We start from the raw sequence: 13383 nt of genomic DNA on the forward strand, positions 1-13383 counted from the left end.
TTTAATTTACTTTCAACGAATATATTTTAAAGAGTTAAAGTTGTACTATATATTTGACTAACATAAAATGAGAAAATTAATTTTCCAAAAGCTAAATTTAATTTCTATTAAAAAGCGCCAATTTTGCAATTGGCGCTTTTTTATTTTTTAGATATTTTATTCAAATTCCGATGTGAAAAATAATTTTACATTTGGATATTTGCTTTGTGTCATCTGAATCGTAAAATCTGAATCTGCTAAAAATACCAATTGTCCATATTTATCATGAGCCAGAAATTTTTGTTTGATTCTTCTGAACTCTTTAAATTCATCACTTTTAGGATCATTAGGTTTTACCCAGCATGCTTTATGTACAGGAAAATTTTCATACGTACATTTTGCCCCATATTCATGCTCCAGACGATATTGAATAACTTCATATTGCAGTGCTCCAACTGTTCCGATAATTTTACGGTTATTCATTTCTAGTGTAAATAACTGCGCAACACCTTCATCCATTAACTGATCAATTCCTTTGTCCAGTTGTTTTGCTTTCATTGGATCGGCGTTATTGATGTATCTAAAGTGTTCCGGCGAGAAGCTTGGAATTCCTTTGAAGCTCATTAATTCTCCTTCGGTTAAGGTATCGCCAATTTTAAAATTTCCTGTATCGTGTAAACCTACGATATCACCAGGATATGAAATGTCTACAATCTCTTTCTTTTCAGCAAAAAAAGCATTTGGACTTGAAAATTTTAAATTTTTCTTCTGACGAACGTGATAATAAGGTTTATTTCTTTCAAAAGTTCCGGAAACAATTTTTATAAATGCTAAACGGTCACGATGTTTAGGATCCATATTGGCATGTATTTTAAACACAAAACCAGACATTTTTTCTTCGGTAGGGTCTACCAGACGCGTTTCAGAATCTTTAGGTCTTGGAGAAGGAGCAATAGATACGAAACAATCTAATAATTCACGAACTCCAAAATTATTTAAGGCAGAACCAAAAAATACAGGTTGCAATTTTCCATCAAGATAATCCTGACGATCAAATTTAGGGTATACTTCGTCAATTAATTCTAATTCTTCACGAAGTTTGTCTGCCGGTTTCTGTCCAATAATTTTTTCTAATTCCGGATTTTGAACGTCTGAAAATGCGATAGTTTCTTCAATGTTTTTACGACTGTCTCCGCTAAAAAGGTTAATGTTTTGTTCCCATAAATTATAAATTCCCTGAAAATCATAACCCATTCCGATAGGGAAACTCAATGGAGTGACCGTCAGTCCTAATTTTTGCTCTACTTCATCCATTAAGTCAAAAGCATCTTTTCCTTCACGGTCCAATTTATTGATGAAAACAATCATCGGGATATTTCTCATTCTGCAAACTGCGACTAATTTTTCAGTTTGTTCCTCAACCCCTTTTGCAACGTCAATAACAACGATAACACTGTCAACAGCTGTTAAAGTTCTAAAAGTATCTTCGGCAAAATCCTTGTGACCGGGAGTATCAAGGATGTTGATTTTTTTGTCATTATAATTAAAAGCAAGGACAGAGGTTGAAACCGAAATACCTCTTTGGCGTTCGATTTCCATAAAATCACTTGTTGCTCCTTTTTTTATTTTGTTATTTTTAACGGCTCCTGCTTCCTGAATTGCACCTCCGAATAGCAATAGTTTTTCGGTTAATGTTGTTTTACCGGCATCGGGATGCGAGATAATTCCAAATGTTCTTCTGCGTTGTATTTCTTTTAAAAAACTCATATTTTAGTATAAATAGGATGCAAAAGTACTATTAATTAAGTGGTAATAAAAATATTCACTTCTTAATTTAGAAGTCTTTTCTTTGGAATGCAGAAAAAAATAAGGCTGTTTTTTAAAGGACAGCCTTAGATAATCCATTTTTAAATTACTGATTAATTGACCAAACTGAATATCCTTTTGGAGGACATTGTATTTTTACCCATTTATCTGCCTGTGTAGTTGGATACCAGGTTGAATTTCCTGTAAAATCTTTAATTTGAGTATTGGCCCAATTAGTCTGAATCCATCTTTCCTGCCACGAAGTTGAGTTATTGATGTAAACAACTAATCCCGGGTTGCCATTATAACCATTTCTTCTTGCGATATACTCATCATTATCTGAATATAAAATTGAAGTTGTTCCTGTGGCTTTGTTATTGTGAATCCAGATTAGATTATTCAACTTGTTTTTATCAAGCCATTCTTCATAATCTCTGTAGAATATTGTTGGATATCCTTCATGGGTCAGAATATAAGAGTATGCTAATAATTTGTTTGAGATCTCATCTGTATCATGATTACTGACAAAAGTAACAGCTTTGTATGGATTTCTTTTCCACATCATATCGTCATTTAATAATGCAAGATTATTTCCGTCAAAAGCATCATTCATTTTATAGTAACAGGCAAAATCAAAAACAGAGCTATTGGCATTGTTAGCCCACCATTCAAGTGTATTTACATTAGCATCCCAATATTCTCCCACCGAAAATCCACCAACATTCGCATTCCATGCATTTATCACCCATGGCCCGAAACCTTTTACGTAGTCAAATCTCCAGCCGTCAAACTTCATGGTGTTTTTGTAATATTTACCAACTCCATCTGCTCTTATCCATAACCAATCCTGAACATATGGATTCGCGTGACATAAATCCGGAAATCCTCCAAAAGATCCTTCATCATTATTTCCGTAGCTGTTTTTATAAAAATCATTATAAGTACGCTTGAATTTTCCTGAAGCAATTCCATTAAAATTAGTCCAGGTATTGGTTCCTGTAAATGGATTCGCTTCAGATTGTCCTCCACTATTGTGATTGATTACAATGTCTGCATATACTTTCACATTTTCGGTATGTGCTTTTGTGATTAAACTTACCAATTCGGTTTTTGATCCAAATCTGGTTTCTATTGTTCCATTTTGATTATAATCTCCAAAATCAAAATAATCTGTAGGATCGTATCCCATAGAAAATGCTCCATTTTGTGCTTTTGAAGCAGGGGGAAGCCATATTGAGCCAATTCCGGCATTAGACCAGTCTGTTACTTTGCCATTAATAGTATTCCACCAGTTTCCACCGGCAGGAACATCCCAATAAAAAGCCTGCATCATAACTCCGCCACCGGGATTATCAACATATTTCCCTGTAGAAGATGATTTCGTGTCTCCTGTATTGAATGGTTTACCGTCGTGATTTGTAACATTGATAATTTTAAATTGCTGATTTTCAGCTTTTGCGTCAACATCTGTTTCGTTTTGAGAACACGAGTAAAAAAATACTGTGATGACAGCCATTAAATAAATCTGTAGCTTAGATTTTTTCATAATAATGATTTGGTTTAGGTTAGATAATAGTTTTAATTACATATTTTAAGCCTTTAAAAACAAATTATTCGTAATTTATAGACTTATAACTTGTTAATTATCTATCTAAATTATATGTTTTTTGATTTGGTAATTTTTTTTAAGAAAATAGTTATACAGCGAAAACGTTGTAGTATGGAAAACTTTATTTGACTGTGAAAGCTATTCACGAACTCATCAGAAATAAAAGTGATAAAGGAATTATATGATATTTCTAAATGTGTATTTTTTTTAGCTTTTATAAAGTTTCATTTGATACCAGCAGTTATTTTGTTGGATTTTAGAACTATCCTATAATTTTTTGTTAATAGTATAGCCGATACTTGTATTATGTAATTGAATTGTTATTTTTGTTCGTTATAAGTTGTAAAAAAACCGGATGCAATTTTTTTATATTTTCTAAAGTTTTGAAAATATTCATTTAATTGATTTTTGTTTTAAATAAAACGATAAAAAACAAGACTTTACATTCAAAAATTAAATTTAAAATAATGTTATTAAAAAAAATACAGCTAAAAACTATTGATTATAAATTTGTTCTGACAATATGTTTTTTACTTTTTTTCAACTCATTTATTTCTGCGCAGGAAATTATTAAAGATGCTGTAGCCGAAAAACCTGCAGAAAAGACTTCAATCAACAAGCAAAAAGTTGACGGTATTATTGCGACTGTTGGAGATTATATTATTTTAGATTCTGATATTGATAAAGGATATTTAGAAATTTCAAGCCAGGGAGGTTCTATAAAAGATATTACAAGATGTATGATGCTTGGAAAGCTTTTAGAAGACAAGTTATATGCACATCAGGCAATTCAGGATAGTATTATAGTTAGTGATGCCGAAGTAAAAAGTATGATGGATGAGAGGCTAAATTATATGTTACAGCAGGTAGGAGACATTAATAAAGTGGTCGCTTATTATAAAAAGAATTCTGTTGAAGAATTTAAAACGTATTTTGCTGATATATTAAAGGAGCAAAAATTATCTTCAGAAATGAGAGATAAAATTGTTAAAGATGTAGAAATTACGCCTGAGGAAGTTCGTAATTTCTTTAAAAAAATCCCAAAAGAAGAATTGCCAACTTTTGGAGCTGAAATGGAAGTTGCGCAAATTGTTGTAGAACCTAAAGTTTCAAAAGAAGACAAACAAAAGGTTATTGACAGGCTAAATGGCATCAAAAAAGATGTAATGGAAGGTTCCAGTTTTGCTACAAAAGCCGTTTTGTATTCTCAGGATCCGGGATCTGCACCAAACGGAGGTTATTATAAAATGACCAGAAAAACTCCATTTGTGAAAGAGTTTAAGGACGTTGCTTTTAGTTTGGCTGAAGGTGAAATTTCCGAACCTTTTGAAACCACTTATGGATATCATATTATAATGGTTGATAAAATAAAAGGACAAGAGGTAGAGTTAAGACATATTTTAATATCGCCAACGGTTTCTGAAGATGCTTTAAAAGAAGCGAAAGAGAGAATCACTAATATCAGAAATAAAATAGTAAATAAAGAAATTTCTTTTGCTGATGCTGCCAGAACTGAATCTGACGAAAAACAAACCAGAGCAAATGGCGGGACTTTAGTGAATCCGAATACGCAGGATACCCGTTTTGAGTTAACTAAAATGGATCCGACATTGTACAGTCAGGTTTCAAATCTAAAAGATGATGAAGTTTCCCAACCTCTTTTAAATACGGATGATAAAGGAAAAAAGACGTATAAGTTAATTACTGTTACCAACAGAATTGATGAGCATACTGCTGATTATGCTAAAGATTACACTAAAATTAAAGAATTAGCATTAAAAGAAAAACAAATCAATGCTATTGCGAAATGGTTTGATGCAAAAATAAAAGATACATATATAAAGATTATTGGGGAATACAGAGATTGTACTTTTACAAACAATTGGTTGAAAAAATAATTTTTATAAAATAAATAAAAAGAGTTAGTTTTATGAATTCATAGAGCTAACTCTTTTCAATTTTAAAATATATTTAAATGTCTGACGTAGCAGCAATTCACAATTTAGTTCAAAAAAGAAATGAATTAAAAACCGAAATAGCAAAAATCATTGTAGGCCAGGATGCCGTTGTAGATCAAATTTTATTATGCATATTTTCTGGAGGACACGCGCTTTTAATTGGTGTTCCCGGTTTAGCAAAAACTTTAATGATAAATACTTTGTCTCAGGCTCTGGGTTTAGATTTTAAAAGAATTCAGTTTACTCCGGATTTAATGCCTTCGGATATTTTAGGAAGTGAAATTTTAGATGAAAACAGACAGTTTAAATTTATCAAAGGACCCATATTTTCTAATATAATTCTGGCTGATGAGATTAACAGAACTCCGCCTAAAACACAAGCTGCTTTATTAGAGGCAATGCAGGAACGTTCGGTTACCATTGCCGGAGAAAATCATAAGCTGGATTTACCTTATTTCGTATTGGCAACCCAAAACCCAATTGAACAGGAAGGAACTTATCCTTTGCCTGAAGCGCAGTTAGATCGTTTTATGTTTGCTGTAAAACTGGAATATCCAAGTTTTCAGGAAGAAGTTCAGGTAGTAAAACAAACTACTTCGGATGTGAAAGCGACAATAAATCCTTTGTTTACAGCACAGGAAATTATAGATTTTCAACATTTGATCCGCAGAATTCCTGTAGCGGATAATGTAATTGAATATGCAGTGACCCTGGTAAGTAAAACACGTCCTGATAATGCTTTGTCAAATGATTTTGTTAAAAATTATTTAGACTGGGGAGCGGGACCAAGAGCTTCTCAAAATTTAATTTTAGCGGCCAAAGCACACGCCGCTTTTAATGGCAAATTTTCGCCGGATATTGAAGATGTAAAAGCAGTTGCAACCGGAATTCTTCGTCACAGAATTATTAAAAACTACAAAGCTGATGCTGAAGGAATAACGGAAGAGATTATTATTCAGAAGTTGATGTAAAAAAGATAGATTTTTATAAAAGCCTGAAAGATTTAAAATCTTTCAGGCTTTTTGGTTTTAAGTAGTTTTACGTATAAAAACTGTGTAAAGAAATAAACTATAACGATATAAATACTTATTTAGAAACATTCTTGCTCAAAAATAGAGCAAAATCATATCTCGTTTGTAACATATAATTTCGACTTTGTTAAAGAAAAGTTTTTAAATTATTGATAATTTAATATTTGAATGTAAAATTCAATTTTTGACAATAAAAAACAATGTAATTCATTATTTTGTAATAATATTTTTTGAAAAAGGGACATCCATTATATTTTTTTTAATTCTCAGCTTTAATTCCTAAATTTGCGAACAAAAAATAAAAAATACCTAATTTACTATGGCTTTTGATAATACTATTTATAAAGATTACCTTAAAGAAATTGAAGAGCGTAAAGAACAAGGGCTTAACCCGAAACCAATTGATGGTGCCGATTTGTTAAGTGTAATTATTGCTCAAATTAAAGATGTAAATAATGAATACAGAGAAGATTCTCTTAAATTTTTTATCTACAACACTATACCGGGAACTACAAGTGCTGCCGGTGAAAAAGCAAAATTTTTAAAAGAGATCATTTTAGGTGAATCTGCAGTAAGCGAAATTACCCCTGCTTTTGCTTTTGAATTATTATCACACATGAAAGGCGGACCTTCGATTGAAGTACTCCTTGATTTAGCTTTAGGTAATGATGATGCTATTGCAAAAGAAGCGGCAAAAGTTCTTAAGACACAAGTTTATCTTTATGATGCCGACACAGACCGTCTTAAGGCTGCGTTTGAAAGCGGTAATGCAATCGCCATAGAGATTGTTAAAAGTTACGCACAAGCTGAGTTTTTTACAAAGCTTCAGGAAATAGCTGAAGAAATTAAAGTTGTTACATTTATCGCCGGAGTTGGAGATATTTCGACAGATTTACTTTCTCCGGGTAACCAGGCTCATTCACGTTCAGATCGTGAATTGCATGGTAAATGTATGATTACGCCTCAGGCTCAAGACGAAATTAAAGCACTTCAGGCACAGCATCCTGATAAAAGTGTGATGTTGATTGCTGAAAGAGGTACAATGGGTGTAGGCTCATCAAGAATGTCAGGTGTAAACAACGTGGCTCTTTGGACTGGTAAACAAGCAAGCCCATATATTCCATTTGTAAATATTGCTCCAATTGTTGGAGGTACAAACGGTATTTCTCCAATTTTCCTGACAACAGTTGATGTTACTGGTGGTATTGGTATTGATCTTAAAAACTGGGTTAAAAAATTGGATGCAGATGGTAACCCAATTCGTAATGAAAGTGGTGATCCAGTTCTGGAAGAAACATATTCTGTTGCTACCGGGACAGTTCTTACAATAAACACAAAAAAGAAAAAACTATATAATGGTGATCAGGAACTGATCGACATTTCTAAGGCATTCACGCCTCAGAAATTGGAATTCATTAAAGCCGGCGGTTCATACGCAATTGTATTTGGTAAAAAAATCCAAACATTTGCATGTAAACTTTTAGGTATTAATATTCCTACTGTATTTGCTCCATCAAAAGAAGTTTCTATTGAAGGGCAAGGTCTTACAGCAGTTGAAAAAATCTTCAACAGAAACGCTGTTGGTACCACTCCGGGTAAAGTATTGCACGCCGGATCTGATGTTCGTGTAGAAGTTAATATTGTAGGATCGCAAGATACTACAGGTCTTATGACTGCTCAGGAATTAGAGTCTATGGCTGCTACGGTAATCTCGCCAATCGTTGATGGTGCTTACCAATCAGGTTGTCATACTGCATCGGTTTGGGACAAAAAAGCGCAGGCAAACATTCCAAAATTGATGAAATTCATGAACGATTTTGGTCTAATCACGGCTCGTGACCCGAAAGGAGTTTATCATTCAATGACAGACGTAATTCACAAAGTACTTAACGATATTACAATAGACGAGTGGGCTATCATTATTGGTGGTGACTCACATACCAGAATGTCTAAAGGTGTTGCTTTTGGTGCTGACTCAGGAACAGTTGCTCTTGCACTTGCTACCGGAGAAGCTTCAATGCCAATTCCGGAATCTGTAAAAGTTACTTTCAAAGGAGACATGAAAAGTTACATGGATTTCCGTGATGTTGTTCATGCTACACAATCTCAAATGCTTAAGCAATTTGGTGGAGAAAATGTATTTCAGGGTAGAATCATTGAAGTTCACTTAGGAACGCTTACTGCTGATCAGGCATTTACATTTACAGACTGGACTGCAGAAATGAAAGCTAAAGCTTCTATCTGTATTTCTGAAGATGACACTTTAGTTGAATCATTAGAGATTGCAAAAGGCAGAATCAAAATCATGATCGATAAAGGAATGGACAATGAAAAACATGTTCTTCAGGGATTGATTAATAAAGCAGACAAGAGAATTACAGAAATTAAAACGGGAGAAAAACCAGCTTTGACTCCAGATGCAAATGCGAAGTATTTTGCAGAAGTTGTAGTTGATCTTGATTTGATTTCAGAACCAATGATTGCTGATCCGGATGTTAATAATAATGATGTTTCTAAAAGATACACTCACGATACAATCAGACCTTTATCTTTTTACGGAGGTGATAAAAAGGTAGATCTTGGATTTATTGGTTCATGTATGGTTCACAAAGGTGACATGAAGATTCTTGCTCAAATGCTTAAAAATATTGAAACACAGAAAGGTAAAGTTGAATTTAAAGCACCTCTTGTGGTAGCACCTCCTACTTATAACATCGTTGATGAGTTAAAAGCTGAGGGTGACTGGGAAGTTTTACAAAGATATTCCGGTTTCGAATTTGACGATAGTGTGCCTAAAGGTGCTGCACGTACAGAATACGAAAACATGTTGTATTTAGAGCGTCCGGGATGTAACCTTTGTATGGGTAATCAGGAAAAAGCGGCTAAAGGAGATACTGTAATGGCAACTTCGACCCGTCTTTTTCAGGGAAGAGTAGTAGAAGATGCTGAAGGTAAAAAAGGAGAGTCATTGCTTTCATCAACACCAGTTGTTGTTTTATCCACAATATTAGGCAGGACTCCTACAATAGAGGAATATGTAACAGCAGTAGAAGGTATTAACCTGACTAAGTTTGCACCTTCTCATAAATTATTGGTCCAACAATAATCAAATGATAATTTAATCATAAATTCTAAAGCCTGAGTGATAAACTCAGGCTTTTTTATTAGTAACTACTCAATTTTTTGTATCTTAGAATGTTCAAAAAAATAAACAAAAACAATTACACAATTATGGCATTTGATATAGAAATGATTAAAAAAGTGTATGACAACATGCCTGGTCGTGTTGATAAAGCACGCGAGATTGTTGGTCGTCCACTTACATTGACTGAGAAAATTTTGTATAATCACCTTTGGGACGGAAATCCAACAAAGGCGTTTGGAAGAGGTGTTGATTATGTCGATTTTGCTCCGGACCGAGTAGCATGTCAGGATGCAACGGCACAGATGGCGTTATTACAATTTATGCACGCAGGAAAGAAAACAGTTGCTGTTCCAACAACAGTTCACTGTGATCACCTGATTCAGGCAAAGGTAGATGCGGCAACCGATTTGGCCAGAGCAAAAACACAAAGCAACGAAGTTTTCGATTTCTTATCATCAGTTTCTAATAAATACGGAATCGGTTTTTGGAAACCGGGAGCCGGAATTATTCATCAGGTAGTACTTGAAAATTATGCTTTCCCGGGCGGAATGATGATTGGTACTGATTCTCATACTGTAAATGCAGGCGGTTTAGGAATGGTCGCCATTGGTGTTGGTGGAGCTGATGCTGTAGATGTTATGTCCGGAATGGCCTGGGAATTGAAATTTCCTAAATTAATTGGAGTAAAATTAACTGGTAAATTATCAGGCTGGACGGCTCCTAAAGATGTTATTCTTAAAGTGGCCGGTATTTTGACTGTAAAGGGTGGTACTGGTGCTATTGTTGAATATTTTGGTGAAGGTGCAACTTCTATGTCTTGTACCGGAAAAGGGACTATCTGTAATATGGGAGCTGAAATTGGAGCAACAACTTCTACTTTTGGGTATGATGCTTCTATGGGACGTTATCTGCGTTCTACAAACAGAGCTGATGTTGCTGATGCGGCAGATAAAGTGGCTGCTTACTTAACAGGAGATCCTGAAGTATATGCTGATCCTGAAAAATATTTTGATCAGGTAATCGAAATCAACTTAACTGAATTAGAGCCACACTTAAACGGTCCTTTCACTCCGGATTTAGCGACTCCAATTTCTAAAATGAAAGAAGAGGCGATTAAAAACAACTGGCCATTACAAATTCAGGTCGGTTTAATTGGTTCTTGCACCAACTCCTCTTACGAAGATATTGCCCGTGCGGCTTCTTTGGCAAGACAGGTAAGTGCTAAAAACTTAAAAACGAAATCTCAGTTTACTATTACTCCAGGTTCTGAAGTAGTTCGTTATACAATCGAAAGAGATGGTTTTATTGATACTTTCGAAAAAATTGGTGCTACTGTTTTTGCCAATGCGTGCGGACCATGTATTGGTATGTGGGACAGAGAAGGAGCAGAAAAAGAAGAGAGAAATACAATCGTTCACTCTTTTAACCGTAACTTTTCAAAACGAGCAGACGGTAACCCAAACACTTTAGCTTTCGTAGGTTCTCCGGAATTGGTAACCGCTATGGCTATTGCAGGAGATTTAGGCTTTAATCCGTTAACAGATACTTTAATTAACGAGGATGGAGAAGAAGTAAGACTTGAAGCACCAACCGGAGACGAATTGCCTCCAAAAGGATTCGATGTTAAGGATCCGGGTTTTCAGGCTCCGGCTGAGGATGGTACCGGAGTTCAGGTAGTGGTAAATCCAGAATCTGAGCGTTTACAACTATTAGCTCCTTTTGATCCATGGGATGGTAAAAATATTACGGGTGCGAAGTTATTAATCAAAGCATTCGGAAAATGTACAACCGACCATATTTCTATGGCGGGACCATGGCTGCGTTTCCGCGGACACTTAGATAATATTTCTAACAATATGCTGATTGGTGCCGTAAATGCATTCAATCAAAAAACAAATTCGGTTAAAAATCAATTAACGGGACAATATGATGCAGTTCCTGCTGTAGCCCGCGCATACAAAGCGGCTGGAGTTCCATCAATCGTTGTGGGAGATCATAACTATGGAGAAGGCTCTTCCCGTGAACACGCTGCAATGGAACCACGTTTCTTAGGCGTTAAGGCAGTATTGGTAAAATCTTTTGCCCGTATCCACGAAACAAACCTTAAAAAACAAGGTCTTTTAGGATTGACTTTCGCTAACGAAGCTGATTACGATAAGATTCAGGAGAATGATACAATCAACTTTACTGATTTAACCGAGTTTGCTCCCGGAAAACCATTAACGTTAGAATTCGTTCACGCAGATGGTACTAAAGATATTATTCTGGCAAACCATACTTACAACGCAGGTCAGATCGGCTGGTTCGTTGCAGGTTCTGCACTAAATTTAATTGCTGCAGGAAAAGCTTAATCTTTAAGAATCAATTATACTCAAAACGCTCTGTGAAAACAGGGCGTTTTTTGTTAGAAGCTATTTCCAGCTGTCCGCTATATCTTTTGTTTTTTGGCAGCAAAAAAACAAAAGGATGCCGCTTCCATCTGGGCTAGGGCTTATGTGTTTTTATCATGAATATTTTAAAAATAGTTATCCCAAAAGCATTTTTAAATGTTAAGCAGAACTTAAAAACTTGTTAAAAAAAGTGCTTTTTTTAGTTTAAAAAGTTAAATTCGCTTTATAGGTATGCATTGTTTTTATTAGATTCTCTTAAATACATCATACACAGTTAAATAAAAAAATCCCCCCAAATGATTTTTAGGTTAGCCATCATAATATTCTTTTTTAGTATAGCAGGTTTTTCTCAGGAAAAATATATCAAACACACCATTTCAAAAGGTGAAAACCTTACCATAATTGCTAAGAAATACGGACTGAAACCAAAAGATATAATTAAAGCAAATCCAAACGCTCTTAAAATTTTAAAACTAAATTCGGTTTTATTAATTCCAAATGCCAATCAATCAGCAACAGTAAGACCTAATGAAACTGTTGCTAACACAACTCCGGGCTTGCACGAAGTTCAGGCTAAAGAAACGCTTTGGGGAATCTCAAAAAAATATAATATTTCTGTTGAGGATTTAAAACAAGCAAACCCGCTTCTGGAGACAGAAGGCCTAAAAATAGGACAACAAATTATTATTCCATCTAATCCGAATACAATTTCTCAAACAACTGAAAATGTTCAAATACCAATAGATGTAGAAGTTTCAAGAGAAGTTCTGCCTAAAGAAACAAAATATGCCATAGCAAAAGAATTCGGAATTACCGTAGCCGAATTAGAGAAACAGAATCCGGAAATTAAAAAGAAACTGCCACTGGGTTATATTTTAAAAATTCATGTTTCAAAAGAAAAAGCGGATGCTTTACAAGCTTCAAAACCAATTCAGATAATAAAGGATACTTTAAATTCTCCTCAGCAATCATATGATAAAGTAATAGTTAAAAATGATTCTGCTGCACTAATAAAAGTGAGTAACCATTATGATTTAATAGATCAATTGATATCGAATGCGACCGAAAATATAGGGACGCGTTATCGTTCCGGAGGAACAACAAAAGCAGGTTTTGATTGCTCAGGGTTAATGTATTGTACTTTTGGAAATTTTGACATTAAGCTGCCAAGAAGTTCAATCGAACAATCCAGAATTGGAATGAAAGTAAACACACGTGAAGCGCAAAAAGGGGATTTGATTTTCTTTAAAACCAACGGCAGGAATCACATTAACCATGTCGGAATGGTTGTAGAAGTATTTGATGGAGAAATTAAATTTGTTCATTCTTCAACTCACGGAGGTGTTATGATTTCTTCAACCAAAGAACCTTATTATGAAAGAACTTTTTCTCAGGTAAATCGTATTTTGGAATAATTTTATAATTTGCCGAAAATTTCGTTGCTAATAATTCTGTTGCTTAGAGT

General features: G+C 34.5%; 7 protein-coding genes. 5 read left to right on the plus strand and 2 right to left on the minus strand.

Annotated elements, in window-relative coordinates; all coding sequences use genetic code 11:
• Positions 1-156: 156 nt before the first annotated feature.
• Together ACEN92_RS19385 and ACEN92_RS19390 are read right to left on the minus strand one after the other, a co-directional pair.
• A complete protein-coding gene (locus ACEN92_RS19385; RefSeq protein ID WP_495639960.1) occupies positions 157-1746 on the minus strand; it encodes a peptide chain release factor 3 in 1590 nt (529 codons plus the stop codon).
• Between the two features lie 145 nt (positions 1747-1891).
• Positions 1892-3331 carry an alpha-amylase gene (locus tag ACEN92_RS19390; RefSeq protein WP_495639961.1) on the minus strand — a complete coding sequence of 480 codons (1440 nt, stop codon included), beginning with the start codon at positions 3329-3331 and terminating at the stop codon, positions 1892-1894.
• A 530-nt stretch (positions 3332-3861) separates the two neighbouring features.
• Here ACEN92_RS19390 and ACEN92_RS19395 point away from each other — a divergent pair.
• The 5 genes from ACEN92_RS19395 to ACEN92_RS19415 all read left to right on the plus strand — a co-directional run bounded on the left by ACEN92_RS19395 (position 3862) and on the right by ACEN92_RS19415 (position 13333).
• Positions 3862-5292, plus strand: coding sequence for a peptidylprolyl isomerase (locus ACEN92_RS19395; protein ID WP_495639962.1), 1431 nt, complete (start codon positions 3862-3864; stop codon positions 5290-5292).
• 77 nt (positions 5293-5369) lie between these two features.
• Positions 5370-6323 carry an AAA family ATPase gene (locus ACEN92_RS19400; protein ID WP_495639963.1) on the plus strand — a complete coding sequence of 318 codons (954 nt, stop codon included), beginning with the start codon at positions 5370-5372 and terminating at the stop codon, positions 6321-6323.
• 379 nt (positions 6324-6702) lie between these two features.
• Positions 6703-9489, plus strand: coding sequence for a bifunctional aconitate hydratase 2/2-methylisocitrate dehydratase (locus ACEN92_RS19405; protein WP_495639964.1), 2787 nt, complete (start codon positions 6703-6705; stop codon positions 9487-9489).
• A gap of 125 nt (positions 9490-9614) precedes the next feature.
• Positions 9615-11879, plus strand: a complete 2265-nt coding sequence (locus tag ACEN92_RS19410; RefSeq protein ID WP_495639965.1) for an aconitate hydratase — start codon at positions 9615-9617, stop codon at positions 11877-11879.
• A gap of 335 nt (positions 11880-12214) precedes the next feature.
• Entirely contained in the window at positions 12215-13333 is a 1119-nt protein-coding gene (locus tag ACEN92_RS19415) for a C40 family peptidase (protein WP_495639966.1), read from the plus strand.
• Positions 13334-13383: the final 50 nt, after the last annotated feature.

Source organism: Flavobacterium sp. Flavsp81 (assembly GCF_059491325.1).